18 protein-coding genes are annotated in these 16,098 nt (G+C 66.3%); 11 read left to right on the plus strand and 7 right to left on the minus strand.

Translation table 11 applies throughout. The features are described from left to right. Positions 1 to 3: 3 nt before the first annotated feature. Positions 4 to 951: an MBL fold metallo-hydrolase gene (locus P7L68_RS00340; protein ID WP_371999013.1), complete on the minus strand. Its 948-nt coding sequence runs from the start codon at positions 949 to 951 to the stop codon at positions 4 to 6. A 92-nt stretch (positions 952 to 1,043) separates the two neighbouring features. Between P7L68_RS00340 and P7L68_RS00345 the strand changes: the two genes are divergently transcribed. The 3 genes from P7L68_RS00345 to P7L68_RS00355 are packed head-to-tail and all read left to right on the plus strand — an operon-like array spanning position 1,044 to position 2,694. Continuing rightward, complete coding sequence (locus tag P7L68_RS00345) at positions 1,044 to 1,988, plus strand: LysR family transcriptional regulator (protein WP_371999014.1); 945 nt, start codon at positions 1,044 to 1,046, stop codon at positions 1,986 to 1,988. Between the two features lie 25 nt (positions 1,989 to 2,013). Further along, complete coding sequence (locus P7L68_RS00350; protein WP_371999015.1) at positions 2,014 to 2,262, plus strand: hypothetical protein; 249 nt, start codon at positions 2,014 to 2,016, stop codon at positions 2,260 to 2,262. 6 nt (positions 2,263 to 2,268) lie between these two features. Further along, the gene (locus P7L68_RS00355; protein ID WP_371999016.1) at positions 2,269 to 2,694 is read left to right on the plus strand and encodes a DNA-3-methyladenine glycosylase I; all 426 of its coding nucleotides are present in this window, start codon (positions 2,269 to 2,271) and stop codon (positions 2,692 to 2,694) included. A gap of 12 nt (positions 2,695 to 2,706) precedes the next feature. Here the strand turns inward: P7L68_RS00355 and P7L68_RS00360 are convergent, their stop codons facing one another. Continuing rightward, on the minus strand, positions 2,707 to 3,534 hold the full coding sequence (locus tag P7L68_RS00360) for a HugZ family protein (protein ID WP_371999017.1): 828 nt from the start codon (positions 3,532 to 3,534) through the stop codon (positions 2,707 to 2,709). Between the two features lie 207 nt (positions 3,535 to 3,741). Between P7L68_RS00360 and P7L68_RS00365 the strand changes: the two genes are divergently transcribed. The 8 genes from P7L68_RS00365 (at position 3,742) to P7L68_RS00400 (ending at position 10,981) form a co-directional block, all read left to right on the plus strand. Then, positions 3,742 to 4,446, plus strand: coding sequence for a GntR family transcriptional regulator (locus P7L68_RS00365; protein WP_371999018.1), 705 nt, complete (start codon positions 3,742 to 3,744; stop codon positions 4,444 to 4,446). 120 nt (positions 4,447 to 4,566) lie between these two features. Beyond that, complete coding sequence (locus P7L68_RS00370; protein ID WP_371999019.1) at positions 4,567 to 5,529, plus strand: dihydrodipicolinate synthase family protein; 963 nt, start codon at positions 4,567 to 4,569, stop codon at positions 5,527 to 5,529. Between the two features lie 286 nt (positions 5,530 to 5,815). Further along, positions 5,816 to 6,592, plus strand: coding sequence for a transporter substrate-binding domain-containing protein (locus P7L68_RS00375; protein ID WP_371999250.1), 777 nt, complete (start codon positions 5,816 to 5,818; stop codon positions 6,590 to 6,592). An 87-nt stretch (positions 6,593 to 6,679) separates the two neighbouring features. Next, positions 6,680 to 7,345: an amino acid ABC transporter permease gene (locus tag P7L68_RS00380; protein ID WP_371999020.1), complete on the plus strand. Its 666-nt coding sequence runs from the start codon at positions 6,680 to 6,682 to the stop codon at positions 7,343 to 7,345. 11 nt (positions 7,346 to 7,356) lie between these two features. Then, positions 7,357 to 8,010: an amino acid ABC transporter permease gene (locus tag P7L68_RS00385; protein ID WP_371999021.1), complete on the plus strand. Its 654-nt coding sequence runs from the start codon at positions 7,357 to 7,359 to the stop codon at positions 8,008 to 8,010. Further along, the gene (locus tag P7L68_RS00390) at positions 8,003 to 8,725 is read left to right on the plus strand and encodes an amino acid ABC transporter ATP-binding protein (protein WP_371999022.1); all 723 of its coding nucleotides are present in this window, start codon (positions 8,003 to 8,005) and stop codon (positions 8,723 to 8,725) included. Before P7L68_RS00385 ends, P7L68_RS00390 begins: the two co-directional genes overlap by 8 nt. Then, entirely contained in the window at positions 8,725 to 9,966 is a 1,242-nt protein-coding gene (locus P7L68_RS00395) for an NAD(P)/FAD-dependent oxidoreductase (protein ID WP_371999023.1), read from the plus strand. The genes P7L68_RS00390 and P7L68_RS00395 overlap by 1 nt, the downstream gene beginning before the upstream one ends. 13 nt (positions 9,967 to 9,979) lie before the next feature. Beyond that, positions 9,980 to 10,981, plus strand: a complete 1,002-nt coding sequence (locus P7L68_RS00400) for a 4-hydroxyproline epimerase (RefSeq protein ID WP_371999024.1) — start codon at positions 9,980 to 9,982, stop codon at positions 10,979 to 10,981. 105 nt (positions 10,982 to 11,086) lie between these two features. On the opposite strand, the gene P7L68_RS00405 is transcribed toward P7L68_RS00400, so the two are convergent. The 5 genes from P7L68_RS00405 to P7L68_RS00425 all read right to left on the minus strand — a co-directional run bounded on the left by P7L68_RS00405 (position 11,087) and on the right by P7L68_RS00425 (position 16,079). Then, the gene (locus tag P7L68_RS00405; protein WP_371999025.1) at positions 11,087 to 12,826 is read right to left on the minus strand and encodes an ABC transporter substrate-binding protein; all 1,740 of its coding nucleotides are present in this window, start codon (positions 12,824 to 12,826) and stop codon (positions 11,087 to 11,089) included. 126 nt (positions 12,827 to 12,952) lie between these two features. Further along, on the minus strand, positions 12,953 to 13,240 hold the full coding sequence (locus tag P7L68_RS00410; protein ID WP_371999026.1) for a DUF2160 domain-containing protein: 288 nt from the start codon (positions 13,238 to 13,240) through the stop codon (positions 12,953 to 12,955). Positions 13,241 to 13,254: 14 nt separating this feature from the next. Beyond that, positions 13,255 to 14,136 carry a carbohydrate ABC transporter permease gene (locus P7L68_RS00415; RefSeq protein WP_371999027.1) on the minus strand — a complete coding sequence of 294 codons (882 nt, stop codon included), beginning with the start codon at positions 14,134 to 14,136 and terminating at the stop codon, positions 13,255 to 13,257. Between the two features lies 1 nt (position 14,137). Then, entirely contained in the window at positions 14,138 to 15,004 is an 867-nt protein-coding gene (locus P7L68_RS00420; RefSeq protein ID WP_371999028.1) for a carbohydrate ABC transporter permease, read from the minus strand. A gap of 4 nt (positions 15,005 to 15,008) precedes the next feature. Then, complete coding sequence (locus P7L68_RS00425) at positions 15,009 to 16,079, minus strand: ABC transporter ATP-binding protein (RefSeq protein WP_371999029.1); 1,071 nt, start codon at positions 16,077 to 16,079, stop codon at positions 15,009 to 15,011. Between the last annotated feature and the right edge of the window lie 19 nt (positions 16,080 to 16,098).

Below are 16,098 nucleotides of genomic sequence, written 5' to 3' on the forward strand. Positions count from 1 at the left end.
GGTTCAGCGGCCGACCGGCTCCCAGCCATAGGCCGCACCGTCGCTGCCCGGCGTCACCCGGCCGATGCCGGGGAAGGTGATATGGGCGCCGGCCACCAGATAGCCCTTGGCGGCGGCGTCTTCCATCGCCGCCAGGCGGCTCTGGCGGGCGGCGTCCTGGTCGACGTCGAAGTCGATGGTGACCTCGGGCTCGGCGAACTGGACGAATTCGCCATGGGTGATGTCGCCCCAGACCACCAGCTTTTCGCCCTGATCGCTGACCACGATCGAGGAATGGCCCGGGGTATGGCCGGCGCGCAGGATCGACTGCAGCCCCGGCACCGGGTCGGCGCCGTCGGCGAAGGTTGTGAAGCGCCCGGTCTCGCGATAGGGGGCCGTCATGGCGATCGCTTCGTCGAAGCCGCGCCGGGCGGCCTCGGGGGCGGCGGCGCGGGCCTCGTCGCTCAGCCAATAGGCGGCGTCGCGCTCCGCCACATGCAGCCGCGCCTTCGGGAACACCGCCTTGCCGTTGCGGGTCAGCCCGCCCGAATGGTCGGCATGGATATGGGTCAACACGATGTCGTCGATCTCGTCCGGCGTGTGGCCGGCGGCCTTCAGGCTTTCGGCCAGATGGCCGAGGCGCGGCCCCAGCAGATCGCCAGTGCCGGTGTCGATCAGCACCAGCCGGCCATCGGGCATGGCGACCAGATAGGTATTCACCGCCAGCGTCACCGGCGACCGTTTACCGGCGCGGGCCAGCGCCGCTTCGATCTGCGGCCTGGGTTCGCCGCGCATGATGTCGGCCAGCGGCACCGGGATCTGACCATCGGACAGGGCGGTGACACTGATCCGGCCGATATCGAGCTGATAGGGGGCGGGCAGGGCCTCGTCCGCCGCGGCCGGACCGGCAAGGATCGAGAGGCCGAGCAGGCCGGCGAAAGCGAGGGAGGCGGCAAGGGGGGTCTTCGACATGGGAAGAGGTCTCCGTGATCATCGGGACAGGCTTGCCCCGGACGCCGCTTCAGGTATCTATGGTCAGGTCAGCAATCAAATCGATGCGGATCATGGAGAGTATCGACCATTTCAATCTGCGCGCCTTCGACCTCAACCTTCTGGTCGCCTTCGACGCCCTGATGGAAGAGGGCAGCGTCACCCGCGCCGCCCGGCGGCTGAAGATCGGCCAGCCGGCGATGAGCCACGCGCTTTCTACCCTGCGCATGCTTTTGCAGGACGAGCTGTTCGTGCGGGTGGGACAGGTGATGCAGCCCACGGCCCGTGCCATCGCCGTGGCCGCACCGGTGCGTGCGGCCCTGACCCAGGCCCAGGCGGCGCTGGGCGCGCGCGAAAGTTTCCGCCCCGAAACCGAACGCCGCATCTTCCGCCTCGGCATGTCCAGCGAGCTGGAACTGCTGCTTCTTCCCGCGCTCACCGCCCGCCTGACGGCGGAGGCACCCGGCATCCGCCTGCATGCCCGCATGGCCCCCTCCACCCAGGTCGAGGCGATGATCGACACCGGGGTGATCGATCTTGCGGTCGGCTGCTCGCTGGAACCGGCCAGCCGGCATCGCGGGCTCGACCTCTTCCCCGCGGGCGTGTCGTGCTGCTTCAATCCGCGGCTGCTGGCGCTGACCGTGCCGGTCGGGCTGGATGCCTATCTGGCCGGCCGGCATGCCGTGGTTTCGCAGAGCGAGAGCCTGCACGGCTGCGTGCAGGATGCGCTGGAGCGGATCCGCACCGATCTGGACGTCGTGATGGCGGCGCCGGATTTCCTGACCGTGCTGTCGGCTGCGGTCGAGGCGCCGGTGATCGCCACCATCTCGACCCGCGTCGCCCGGCGATTCGCGCCGGCGCTTGGCCTGACCGTGTCGCCGGTGCCGCTGGATCTGGTTTTCCCGCCGGTGCGCATGGTCTGGCCGGTGCGGCTGGATCGCGACCCGGCGGCGGCCTGGCTGCGCGACCGGATCATCGAGACGCTGGGCCTTGAACGGGTGCATGATCAGGCGGCGTGACGACGACATCCATCCGGAGGACGCCATGACATCTTTCGCCGGGGTGCTGGACCGCGCCGCCCGCCATCATGGCGGGGCGGAAGCGCTGGAGGCCCGCCTTGCCGCCACCCCCTGGACGGCGCGCACCCCAGACGAGCTGCGCGCCGTGCCCGACGACCGCTTCCTGGCCGAGGCGACCCGGGTGATCTTCCAGGCCGGGTTCGACTGGGCGGCGATCGATCGCCGCTGGCCGGATTTCGAGGCGGCCTTCGAGGGCTTCGATCCCGGCCGCTGATCGCTGATGTCGGATGACGATCTCGACCGGCTGATGGCGGCGCCCGGTATCGTGCGCAACGCCGCCAAGCTGCGCTCGGTCGGCGGCAATGCCGCCTTCTTCTCAGACCTCGCCCGCAGCCATGGCTCGGTCGCGGCCTGGATCCTGACCTTCCCGGCCGGGCGCTATATGGAGCTGGTGCGCGAACTGAAGATGCGCGGCGACCGTCTGGGCGGCAAGACCGGCCAGCTGCTGCTGCGCCGGATGGGCGTGCCGTCGCTGATCTGTTCCGATGACGTGGTCAAGGCGCTGATCGCCGCCGATGTCGTTTCGAAAGCCCCGTCTTCGGCCAGGGATTTCGCCGCGGTCCAGGCCGCCCTGGACCGCTGGCAGGCGGAAACCGGCTTCGATCTCACCCGGATCAGCCGCATTCTGGCGTTGTCGGTGGGCTGATGTTCCGGCGCCTCATCTGCCGCCGCCCACGATCACCGGCCGGACCAGCGCTGCCAGCGCCGATCGCATCGCCTGGGGGTCGGTCACCCGGCGGGGGAAGCGGATGCGCAGATCGCCTTGGGGAGAGGTGAGGTCGATGCCCTCGGGGTCGATGCCAGCCGCCCGCCAGCGTCCGGCATCGCTGCCGCCATGCAGCCGGGCCAGCCGCCCGGGCAGATCCTCGCCCCAGGGGCCGTTCAGGCGCTCGACCTCTTCGGCCTCGGCGGCGAGCAGGGCTTCGGCCCCTGAGAGATCGGTCAGGAAATGCGCCACCTGCGGCTCGCCCGCATTGCGGCGGGGGCCGCCGGACACGCGCAGATCCGCCATCTCCAGCCGGTAGAGGCCGATATCGGGCAGGGTCATGTACAGCTTCGTCTTCGGGTGCCGGGCCAGATAGCGCCGACGGACGGCCTCCAGCCGGGCCGTCTCGGTCACCGGCACCACCCGGCCGACGATGGTCATCCGCACGCCCCCCAGCACATCGGCAAGCCCGGGCTCGATCAGGGTCAGCGCGGCGCGCGGATCGGCCGCCAGATTGCGCGCATGCAGCGCCAGCCCGGCCATGATGAAGACCGGGCTGCCGTCGTGATCGGTCGCCAGATTGGTGGCCGCGCCATAGGGATAGCCGCTTTCCGGGTCGAGCGTCGACAGCGTGCCGAACCGCGCGGTGCGCAGCAGCCGCCGGCCATGATCTTCGGCATCGAAGGGCAGGGCGGCATCCAGGCGCAGCTCCCGGCCGCGCGGGGTGATGACGGGGGCGCCGTCGGACGGTGTGTCGACAGAGGGGGCGGGCGTGGTCATGGCGGTCTCTCCGGGCTGGCGGTCGCGCAGCCGAAGGATGGGCTTCCTGTTGTGAGAATGCAAGTCAGTCGCAATAAAGAGGCGGTGCGGGGCTGGCGCATCTTTTCCGCCACCCGGTCTTTCCAGCCGGGGGGCCGTACCGTAGCATCCAATCCCGAAAACAGGCCCCTCGCGGCCGTCTCTTATGTGCCAGCACGGGGAAGATCGATGGCCGACCCGAAGCCCACTGCACTGCCCGAACGCCGACGCGGCTCCGGCGTCAAGATGGTCTATGACCTTCTGCGCGATGAAATTCTCGATCTGAAACTTGCGCCGGGCAGCCCGGTGGACGAGGTGCAGCTGGCGGAGCGGTTCAAGATGTCGCGCACGCCGATCCGCGAGGCGCTTGTCCGCCTGGCCGGCGAGGGGTTGATCGAGACGCTTCCGAATCGGTCGACCATGGTGTCGAACATCGATTTTCTCAACCTCAGCACCTTCTTCGATGCCCTGGTGCTGATGTATCGGGTGACGACGCGGCTGGCCGCACAGAACCATCGGCCGGAAGATCTGCCCGCCATCCGCCGTCATCACCAGGAATACGCGGCGGCCGTGGAGGCGCGCGACGCCCTGGCGATGATCGCCACCAATGCCGCCTTCCACGCCGCCATCGCCGAAGCCGGCCGCAACCCGTATTTCACCGGCCTGTTCCGCAAGCTGCTCGACGAGGGGCGGCGCATCCTGCGTCTCTACTACCGGTCCTATGAAGAGCAGTTTCCGCAGCGCTTCGTGGATGAGCATGCCGAGATGATCGCCACGATCGAAGCGCGTGACGTCGAGCGGGCCGACCAGCTGGGCCGGGCCCATGCCGAGCAGATCGTGGCCCAGGTGCAGAAGCTGTTCAGCCGCAATGGCGGGCTCGATATCCCGCTCTGATATTTGTATTTTGTTTGTCGACAAGAAAAATGCAAACTGCTATCACGGTGATGGCAGAGGGGGAGGACAGCTGCGTCCTGCCGGCGGACTGCCCGACCGAACGGCTGGAAGGAGACGAAGGTGAAGGCGACGATTTTCTCCGGTGTGATCCCCGCCCTGATGACCCCCTGCACGCCCGCCCGGACGCCGGATTTCGACGGGCTGGTGCGCAAGGCCCGGGAGCTGATCGATGCCGGCATGTCCGCCGTGGTCTATTGCGGCTCCATGGGCGACTGGCCGCTTCTGACGGATGCGCAGCGCATGGAAGGCGTCGAGCGCCTGGTTCAGGCCGGGATCCCGGTCATTGCCGGCACCGGCGCGGTGAACACCGCCTCTGCGGTGGCGCATGCCGCCCATGCGCAGAGGGTGGGCGCGCAGGGGCTGATGGTCATTCCGCGCGTGCTTTCACGCGGCACGGTCGTCGCGGCGCAGCGGAACCACTTCAAGGCCATTCTGTCCGCGGCCCCTGATCTGCCGGCGGTGATCTATAACAGCCCCTATTACGGCTTCGCCACGCGCGCCGATCTGTTCTTCGCCCTGCGGGCCGAACATCCCAATCTCGTCGGCTTCAAGGAATTCGGTGGCCCCGACGACATGCGCTATGCGGCCGAGACCATCACCAGCTGCGACGACGACGTTTCGCTGATGATCGGCGTCGATACCTGCGTGTTCCATGGCTTCGTGAACTGCGGCGCCACCGGTGCCATTACCGGCATCGGCTGCGTCCTGCCCAAGGAAGTGCTGCACCTCAGCAATCTTGCCCAGGCCGCCGCCAAAGGCGATCCCGATGCCCGGCAGCGCGCGCTGGAGCTGGAATCGGCACTCGGCGTGCTGTCCTCGTTCGACGAGGGGCCGGATCTGGTTCTGTACTTCAAGTATATGATGGTTCTGAAGGGCAATCCGGAATACGCGCTGCACTTCAACGAAACCGATGAACTCACCGAAAGCCAGCGCCGCTACGTCACCACCCAGCTGAAACTGTTCGACACCTGGTATGCGGCGTGGAGCCGGCTTCCGGGTGCCGTACAGACATACAAGGCGTAAGGCGGAGCCGCCCTGCCTGCGAACGGCCCTCCCTCCGGAGGGCCTTTTTTGTGGGCATGTCGCAGCCGGGGCGGGGTGGCGCGGACGCGCCGTCTATCCGGCGATGCGGGACAAGTGCCTGTTCTGCCAGCCGGATTTTTTCTCGAAGCATATATATTTTTTGTATTTTTCTTGTATCCTGAATAGGGGGTTTTCGCCGTTCGGCGTGGGAGGGGCCTTCGCCGGCGAGGATCACTGCTGATGGGAGACAACAGTGAACAAGGCTTCAATTTTCGCTCTCGGACTGATGGCCGCGACCGCCCTGGGGGGCACGGCGCAGGCGGACAAGCTGGATGACATCATCGGCTCGGGTACGCTGCGCTGCGCGGTGGTGCTGGACTTCCCGCCGATGGGTGCGCGCGATGCGAACAACACGCCGATCGGCTTCGATGTCGACTATTGCAAGGATCTGGCGAAGGCCCTGGGCGTGGAGGCCGAGATCGTCGAGACGCCCTTTCCCGAGCGGATTCCGGCCCTGATGTCGGGCCGCGTCGATGTTGGTGTCGCCTCGACCTCGGACACGCTGGAACGGGCGAAGACCGTGGGCATGACCATCCCCTATTTCGCCTTCGAGATGGTGGTCACGGCGAATGCCGGATCGGGTGTGACGTCGTTCGAGGGCATGAAGGGCAAGGTGGTGGGGGCCACCGCCGGCACTTACGAGGCCATCGCTCTGGAGAACCAGGTGAAGGCCTGGGGCAGCGGGTCCTTCCGCCCCTATCAGACGCAGGCCGACGTTTTCCTGGCGCTGGCCCAGGGCCAGATCGACGCCACGGTCTCCACCTCGACCGTGGCACAGGCCAATGTGAAGTCGGGCAGGTTCGCCGGGCTGTCGGTGGTGGGCAGCGCGCCCTTCGACACCGATTACGTCGCGCTGTTCACCAACCGCGAGGAATACGGCCTGATCAACTATCTGAACCTGTTCATCAATCAGCAGGTCCGCACCGGTCGCTATGCCGAACTCTACGAAAAATGGGTGGGCGGTGCGGCGCCGGATCTTACCGTCGGCAGCGTCTATCGCTGACGGACCCGTTTCCGGTACGGCGCCGGCCAGGGCCGGCGCCGCCGCTTCCTTCAGGAAGATGACCTGCTTCTGGAACGGGAGACGGGCATGTTCACCTATACTTTCCATTGGAATCAGGCGCTCAAGGCGCTGCCGCAGATGCTCGACGGCGCGCTGGTCACGCTTCAGATCGCCGTGCTGTCGATGGCGATCGGTCTGGTCTGTGCCATCGCGTTGACGGCCTTTCGCCTGTCCGGCAACCGGCTGCTGTCGGCGGTGGCGGCGGTCTGGGTCGAAATCGCCCGTAACACGCCGGCGCTGTTTCAGATCTATATGGCGCATTTCGGCCTGGGCAATTTCGGCATCCATCTCAGCCCCTATGCGGCCCTTCTGGCCGGCATCGCCTTCAACAATGCAGGCTATCTGGCCGAGAATTTCCGCGGGGCGCTGAAGGCGATCCCGGAGACACAGACGCGCACCGGCCGTTCTCTCGGCATGACCCCGGTGCAGACCTTCCTGTTCATCGTGCTGCCGCAGATGCTGCGCATCGGCTACCTTCCCGCGACCAATCAGATGATCTGGGCGATTCTGATGACGTCGCTGGGCGTGACGGTCGGGATGAACATGGACCTGGCCGGGGTGACGCAGGAGCTGAACGCGCGATCCTTCCGGACCTTCGAATTCTTCGCGATCGCCGCGGTGATCTACTACCTGATCGCCAAATTCGTGACCCTGGCCGCCCGGGCGCTCGCCTGGCGCCTGTTCCGGTATTAGGAGGGCAGGGCATGTTCGATACCGCCCTCACCTGGGGCGACCTGGCCTTCCTCGGCCAGGGGGCCCTTATGACCCTGGCCGTGACCGGCGTCTCGGTGGCGGCCGGAACGGTCATGGGCATTGTCTTCGGTGTGATCCGCTTTCAGGCCGGGCCCGTCTGGTCCATACCCCTGATGGTCTTCCTGGACATCTTCAGATCGGTTCCGCTGCTGATCCAGCTGGTGCTGGGCAATGCCCTGCAGTCGATCGCGAAGCTGGGCTGGCCGCCTTTCACCACCTCCTGCGTGGTGCTGTCCCTCTACACCGCCGCCTGTTGCGCCGAAATCGTCCGCGGCGGCATCGATGCCGTGCCGGCCACCACCCGTCGCGCCAGCCGCTCGCTGGGGATGACCTGGTGGCAGGATATGCGCCATATCGTGGCACCGCTGGCGGTACGGGTGTCGCTTCCGGCCTGGATCGGCCTGACGCTGGGGGTGATGAAGGATTCGGCGCTGGTGTTGTGGCTCGGCCTGATCGAGCTGCTGCGCGCCTCGCAGATCCTGGTAACCCGCCTGCAGGAACCGCTGTTCATTCTGCTGATCTGCGGCGTCATCTATTTCATCATCAGCTTCCCGATCGCCCGGCTCGGCGGCTATCTCGAAAGACGGTGGTCCCCCCATGATTGAGATAAAGAACGTCCGGAAGTCTTTCGGCAGTCTGGAGGTGCTGAAGGGCATCGACCTCGCCGTCGACAAGGGCGAGGTGGTGACGATCATCGGCGGGTCGGGCTCGGGCAAATCCACGCTTCTGACCTGCATCAACGGTCTGGAGCCGATCAATGCGGGCGTGATCCGCATCGACGGCACCGAGGTTCATGCCCGGACGACGGATCTGAACCGGCTGCGCCGCAAGGTCGGGATCGTCTTCCAGCAATGGAATGCCTTCCCGCATCTGACGGTGCTGGAGAATGTGATGCTGGCGCCGCGCAAGGTTCTGGGTCTCTCCCGGCAGCAGGCGGAGGAGATTGCGGTGCGGCAGCTCACCCATGTGGGCCTCGGGGAGAAGCTGTCGGTCTATCCGAACCGCATGTCCGGGGGGCAGCAGCAGCGCATGGCCATCGCCCGCGCACTCGCCATGTCGCCTGAATACATGCTGTTCGACGAGGTCACCTCGGCGCTCGATCCCATGCTGGTGGGGGAGGTGCTCGACACCCTCAGGATGCTGGCCGAAGAGGGGATGACGATGATCTGCGTCACCCATGAAATGGCCTTCGCGCGTGACGTCTCGGACCGGGTGGCCTTCTTTCATCAGGGCGTATTGGCAGAGATCGGCGCCCCGGATCAGATCTTCGGCGCCCCCCGGCGGCCGGAGACGCAGGCCTTTCTGGGGAGTGTGCGCTGATGACGGCGCCGGAGGTCGTCGTCATCGGGGCGGGGGTGATCGGCCTCTCTGCGGCGATTGCCATTCAGGCACGGGGCTTTGCGGTCACGGTGCTCGACCGCGAGGGGCCGGCGGCCGGTGCCTCGGCCGGCAATGCCGGCGCCTTCGCCTTCACCGATATTCTCCCGCTCGCCTCGCCCGGCATCCTGCGCAAGGCGCCCCGATGGCTGCTCGATCCGCTTGGGCCGCTCTCGGTGCCGCCGGCCTATGCGCTCAAGATCGCGCCCTGGATGTACCGTTTCTGGCGGGCCTGTGCGCCCGCGCGCGTCGCCGCCGCCACCGATGCGCAGGCGGCCCTGATGGATCTGTCCAGGGCCGAGCTGGAACCTTTCCTGCAACAGACCGGCACGCGCGCCATGTTGCGCAAGGACGGCAACCTTCAGGTCTATGAAGGCCGGGCGGAATTCGAAGCCGCGCGGCCCGGCTGGGCGGCACGCGAGCGCCATGGCATCGACTTCCACCATCTCGATGCGGCGGGGATGGCGGCGATCCAGCCGGGGCTCTCGTCGCGCTTCACCCATGGAACCTTCACCCCCGGCTGGTACTCCATCGCCGACCCCAGGCTCTACACCCTGGCGCTTGCCGATCATGTCCGGGAGCGGGGTGGCCGGATCGAGCGGGCAGAGGTTACGGCACTCCGGCCCGATGCGGCGGGTATCGGGATCGTGACGGCCGACGGGGCGTCGCGGCCCGCGGCCCGGGTGGTGCTTGCCGCGGGTGCCTTCTCGCACCGCATCGCCCGCACCCTCGGCGACGTCGTCCCGCTTGAAACCGAGCGCGGCTACAACACCACCCTGCCGCCCGGCGCCTTTGATCTCAGAACCCAGATCACCTTCGGCGGGCATGGCTTCGTGGTCAGCCGCCTGTCCACCGGCATCCGCGTCGGCGGCGCGGTCGAACTCGGCGGGCTGGACCTGCCGCCCGACTACCGGCGCTCGCGGGCCATGCTCATGAAGGCGCAGGCCTTTCTGCCCGGGCTTGCCGCCCGGGGGGGCGTGGAATGGATGGGCTTCCGGCCGTCCCTGCCCGACAGCCTGCCGGCGATCGGCCGGGCGGGCAGCCAACCGCGCGTGATCTATGCCTTCGGCCACGGCCATCTCGGCCTCACCCAATCGGCCGGGACCGCGCGGCTGGTCGCCGACCTGCTGACCGATGAACGACCGCCGATCGACCTCACGCCCTTTTCGCCCCACCGCTTCTGACAGAGTGAACGCCATGGCCTGTTTCACCTTCTCCTGCATCGACGGGCATACCTGCGGCAATCCCGTCCGCCTCGTCTCCGGCGGCGGCCCGCGTCTTGAGGGCGCGACCATGCTTGAAAAGCGCGCGCATTTCGTCAGGGAGTACGACTGGATCCGCACCGGGCTGATGTACGAGCCGCGCGGCCACGACATGATGTCGGGCGCGATCCTCTATCCGCCGACCCGGCCCGATTGTGATGTCGCGATCCTGTTCATCGAGACCTCCGGCTGCCTGCCCATGTGCGGCCATGGCACCATCGGCACCATCACCATGGGTGTAGAGAACGGCCTGATCACCCCGCGGGAGCCGGGCCGGCTGTCGGTCGACGCGCCGGCCGGCAAGGTCGACATCACCTACCGGCAGGAGGGGCGCTTCGTGGAAGAGGTACGCCTCACCAACGTGCCCGCTTTTCTCTACGCCGAAGGTCTGACCGTCGAGGTCGAGGGGCTGGGCGAGGTTGTCGTCGACATCGCCTATGGCGGCAATTTCTACGCCATCGTCGAGCCGCAGAAAGCCTTCCGCGACATGGCCGACCACACCGCCGGAGAGCTGATCGGCTGGAGCCCGAAGCTCAGGGCCGCGCTCAATGAAAAATACGAGGTCGTCCATCCGGAGCATGCCGGGATCCGCGGCCTCAGCCACATCCTGTGGACAGGGGCGCCGACCCGGCCGGAGGCCCATGCGCGCAATGCCGTCTTCTATGGCGAGAAGGCGATCGACCGCTCGCCCTGCGGCACCGGTACGTCGGCGCGCATGGCGCAGCTCGTCGCGAAGGGCAGGCTGAAGGTCGGCGATGATTTCGTCCATGAATCGATCATCGGCTCGCTGTTCAACGGCCGGGTGGAAGCGGCGGCCACGGTTACCGGGCGTGATGCCATCATCCCCTCGATCGCCGGCTGGGCGCGCATGACCGGCATCAACACGATCTTCATCGACGACCGCGATCCCTTCGCCCATGGCTTCGTCGTCGGATGACCAGGCATTGACCCGAAAAAAGGGGGCCACCCCTCCGGATGGCCCCCTCTCCGTCACACCCCCTTCCCCCGAAGGCGATGCATCGGTCCGGCGGTCACGCGCGCATCACTGCTTCGCGTTGGCGTCCGCCCAGCTCTTCACCAGCTCGTCATAGTTGACGGTCTGGGGCTTTTCCTTTTCGTTCTCGATCTTCAGCTGCGGCGCGATGGTGCCGTTCTTCTTCGCCTGCTCGTTCCAGTAGGCGAGGTCATGTTCGGGGTTCAGCTTGGGGCCGAACTCACCCTGCACGCCGGCGCGCTCCAGCCGGCTCATGACCTTCTCCTGCTCGGCGCAGAGCGAATCCATGGCAGCCTGCGCGGTCTTGGCGCCCGAGGACGCATCGCCGATCGCCTGCCACCACAGCTGGGCCAGCTTCGGATAGTCGGGCACGTTGGTGCCGGTCGGCGTCCACTGCACACGGGCCGGCGAGCGGTAGAACTCGACCAGGCCGCCCAGTTCCGGGGCGCGCTTGGTGAAGCTCTCGTGGCGGACGGACGAGTCGCGGATGAAGGTCAGACCGACATGGCTCTTCTTCACGTCGACGGTCTTGGAGGTCACGAACTGCGCATAGAGCCAGGCGGCCTTGGCGCGGTCGGTGGGGGTAGAGGTCATCAGCGTCCAGGAACCGGTGTCCTGATAGCCGAGCTTCATGCCTTCCTTCCAGTACACGCCGTGCGGCGAGGGGGCCATGCGCCACTTGGGCGTACCGTCCTCGTTCACCACCGGCAGGCCCTTCTTCACCATGTCGGCGGTGAAGGCGGTGTACCAGAAGATCTGCTGGGCGATGTGACCCTGGGCCGGCACCGGGCCGGATTCCGAGAAGGTCATGCCCTGGGCCTCCGGCGGCGCATAGGCCTTCATCCAGTCCAGATACTTCTGGATGGAGTACACCGCCGCCGGGCCGTTGGTGTCGCCGCCGCGGGCAACGCAGGAGCCGACCGGCTGGCTCTTCTCGTTGACGCGGATGCCCCATTCGTCGACCGGAATGCCGTTGGGCAGGCCCTTGTCGCCATTGCCGGCCATCGACAGCCAGGCGTCGGTGAAGCGCCAGCCCAGCGACGGGTCTTTTTTGCCGTAGTCCATGTGGCCATAGATCTTGCGGCCGTCGATCTCGCGGCCGGTAAAGAACTCGGCGATGTCCTCATAGGCAGACCAGTTGACCGGCACGCCCAGATCGTAGCCGTACTTGGCCTTGAACTCTTCCTTGATCTTGGGGTCGCTGAACCAGTCGTAGCGGAACCAGTAGAGGTTCGCGAACTGCTGGTCGGGCAGCTGGTAGAGCTTGCCGTCCGGGGCGGTGGTGAACGACTTGCCCATGAAGTCGTCGATGTCGAGGCCCGGATTGGTGACGTCCTTGCCTTCGCCGGTCATCCAGTCGGTCAGGTTGCGGACCTGCTTATAGCGCCAATGGGTGCCGATCAGGTCCGAATCATTGACCCAGGCGTCGTAGAGGTTCTGACCCGTCTGCATCTGGGTCTGGATCTTCTCGACGACGTCACCTTCCTGGATCAGGTCGTGGGTCAGCTTGATGCCGGTGATGGCCGTGAAGGCCGGCGCCAGCACCTTGCTTTCGTATTCGTGGGTGGTGATCGTCTCCGAGACGACCTTGATCTCCATGCCGGCGAACGGCTTCGCGGCATCGATGAACCACTGCATCTCCTTTTCCTGGTCGGCACGCGACAGGACCGACTGATCGCCGATCTCCTTGTCGAGGAAGGCTTTCGCCTCCTCCATCCCGGCCCAGGCCTGGCCGGCAGCCAGCAGCAGCGCCAGCGCTGCCGTGGATGCCATCAGATGCTTCCGCATAAGCTACCTCCCTCTTGATCAGCCGCGGATGCCGACACGGGGCATCCGTCGTTCGAAGCAAGCCTCGATTGGTCTCAGGTCGATTGGTCTTGGATCATCCGCCGTGCAGGACCCCGGGCAGCGGGGTCAGGCGAAGCGGAACACCAGGAATGCGTAGATCACCGACAGCCCCGTCGCCCACCACAGGCTGGCATCGGCAAGTCCCAGCCAGCCCAGATGGATGAAGGCGCTGCCCAGCAGCGAGATGAACAGGCGGTCGCCGCGCGTGGTTTCGAAGCGCAGCACGCCGACCTTCGGCGCCCCCCCGGGGCGGGCGTATTCCCACACACCCATGCCCAGCAGCAGACAGGCGATGACGACGAAGAAGATGATCGTGGGCCAGGTCCAGGCCATCCACGAGAAGTCGAACGACATCGGTGCGGCCTCCCTCAGACGCGGCCCAGGGCGAAGCCCTTGGCGATGTAGTTGCGGACGAACCAGATCACGAGCGCGCCGGGGATCAGCGTCAGCACGCCGGCGGCGGCGAGCAGGCCCCAGTCCATGCCCGAGGCCGAGACGGTCCGGGTCATGGTCGCGGCGATCGGCTTGGCATCGACGGTGGTCAGCGTGCGGGCCAGCAGGAGTTCCACCCACGAGAACATGAAGCAGAAGAAGGCCGCGACGCCGATGCCGCTGGAGATGAGCGGCAGGAAGATCTTCCCGAAGAAGCGCGGGAAGGAGTAGCCGTCGATATAGGCGGTCTCGTCGATCTCTTTGGGCACGCCCGACATGAAGCCTTCCAGGATCCACACCGCCAGCGGCACGTTGAACAGGCAGTGTGCCAGCGCGACCGCGATATGGGTATCGATCAGCCCGAAGGCCGAATAGAGCTGGAAGAAGGGCAGGGCGAACACGGCGGGCGGCGCCATGCGGTTGGTCAGCAGCCAGAAGAACAGATGCTTGTCGCCCAGGAACCGGTAGCGCGAGAAGGCATAGGCGGCCGGCAGGGCCACCGCCACCGAGACCACCATATTGATCACCACATAGGTGATCGAGTTGAGGTAGCCCGAATACCAGGACGGATCGGTAAAGATGATCTCATAGTTCCGAAGCGTCGGCTCCGCCGGCCAGAGCGTCAGACCGGAGACGATCTCCTCGTTGGTCTTGAAGCTCATATTGACCAGCCAGTAGAGCGGCAGCATCAGAAAGATGATGTAGAGGGTCGGCACCAGCCAGGACCAGCGGGACCTGGTGCCCCGCTTGCGCATGCGGCGGGCCAGCTGTTCGTCCCGGGCGTCGGTGCGGGTGGCGGGCATGGCGGAGGTCGTCATGTCACGTCCTCGCGTCGTAATTGGTCATGACGGTGTAGAACACCCACGAGAGCAGCAGGATGATCAGGAAGTAGACCAGCGACATCGCGGCCGCGGGGCCCAGATCGAACTGCCCGATCGCCATCTTCACCAGATCGATCGACATGAAGGTCGTCGAATTGCCGGGGCCGCCGCCGGTGACGACGAAGGGCTCGGTGTAGATCATGAAGCTGTCCATGAAGCGCAGCAGCACGGCGATCAGCAGCACGCGATGCATCTTGGGCAGCTGGATGTACTTGAACACCGCCCAGCGCGAGGCACCGTCGATCTTGGCCGCCTGGTAATAGGCGTCGGGGATCGAGACCAGGCCGGCATAGCACAGCAGCACCACCAGGCTGGTCCAGTGCCAGACATCCATCACCACCACGGTGATCCAGGCCGACAGCGGATCCTGCACATAGTTGTAGGGGATGCCGAGCGATTCGAGCGTATGGCCCAGAAGGCCGATATCGCCGCGGCCGAAGACCTGCCAGATGGTGCCGACCACGTTCCACGGCACCAGCAGCGGCAGGGCCATGGTGACCAGGCAGAAGGGCACGCCCCAGCCCTTCTTGGGCATGTTGAGCGCGATCAGGATGCCGAGCGGCACCTCGATCGCCAGGATCAGCAGCGAGAAGCCGAGGTTCCGGAACATCGAATCCCAGAAGCGCGGCGACTGCAGAATCTCCTTGAACCACTCGGTGCCGGCCCAGAAGAACTCGTTGTTGCCGAAGGTGTCCTGCACCGAATAATTGACCACGGTCATCAGCGGGATCACCGCCGAGAAGGCCACCAGCACCAGCACCGGCAGCACCATGAACCAGGCCTTGTTGTTCCAGGTCTTTTCCATGGGCTCAGGCTCCCGTGTCGACGCGCCAGGCGTCGGCATAGAGGTTGATGCCGCGCGGGTCGAAGGTGATCCGCGCCTCGGCCGGAATCTCGCCGTCTTCCGGCACCACGGCCGCGATCCCGTGCCCGGCCAGATCGGCATGCACGATGCGGTGACGGCCGATATCCTCGACCTTGGTGATCGTGGCCGGCAGGCCGGTGCGGCCCAGGCGGACGAATTCGGGCCGCACGCCCAGTTCCAGCCTGGCACCCGGCTTCGTGGCCGGTGCCGCGCCGATGCCGATCGCATGGGTGCCCAGCCGCGCGGTCGCCCCGTCCAGCGTCACCGGCAGCACGTTCATGCCGGGCGAGCCGATGAAATAGCCGACGAAGGTATGGGCCGGGCGCTCGAACAGCTCGTCCGGCGTGCCGATCTGCACGATCTGGCCCTGATACATCACCACCACCTTGTCGGCGAAGGTCAGTGCCTCGGTCTGGTCGTGGGTGACGTAGATCATGGTGTGGCCGAAGCGCTTGTGCAGCTGCTTCAGCTGGGTGCGCAGCATCCACTTCATATGCGGATCGATCACGGTCAGCGGCTCGTCGAACAGGATGGCGCTGACATCGTTGCGCACCAGGCCGCGGCCCAGCGAAATCTTCTGCTTCAGGTCGGCAGTCAGGCCGCGCGCCTTCTTCTTCGCCCGGTCGGCCAGATCGATCATCTCCAGGATCTCGCGGACCCTGGCATCGACCTCGCGCTCGGGCACGCCGCGATTGCGCAGCGGGAAGGCGAGGTTGTCATAGACCGTCATGGTGTCGTAGACCACCGGGAACTGGAACACCTGGGCGATGTTGCGCTCTTCCGTCGACAGCCCGGTGACGTCGCGGCCGTCGAACAGGATGCGGCCTTCCGACGGCCGCAGCAGCCCTGAGATGATGTTGAGCAGCGTGGTCTTGCCGCAGCCCGACGGGCCGAGCAGGGCATAGGCGCCGCCGTCATCCCAGCGGTGATGAACTTCCTTCAGCGCGTAATCGTCTTCCGACTTCGGCGCCGGGCCATAGGAATGGCGGATATGGTCGAGGTCGATCAGGGCCATGTCGCGTGTCCTCTCCCCG

The organism is Tistrella mobilis (assembly GCF_041468085.1).
GTDB lineage: Bacteria > Pseudomonadota > Alphaproteobacteria > Tistrellales > Tistrellaceae > Tistrella > Tistrella mobilis_A.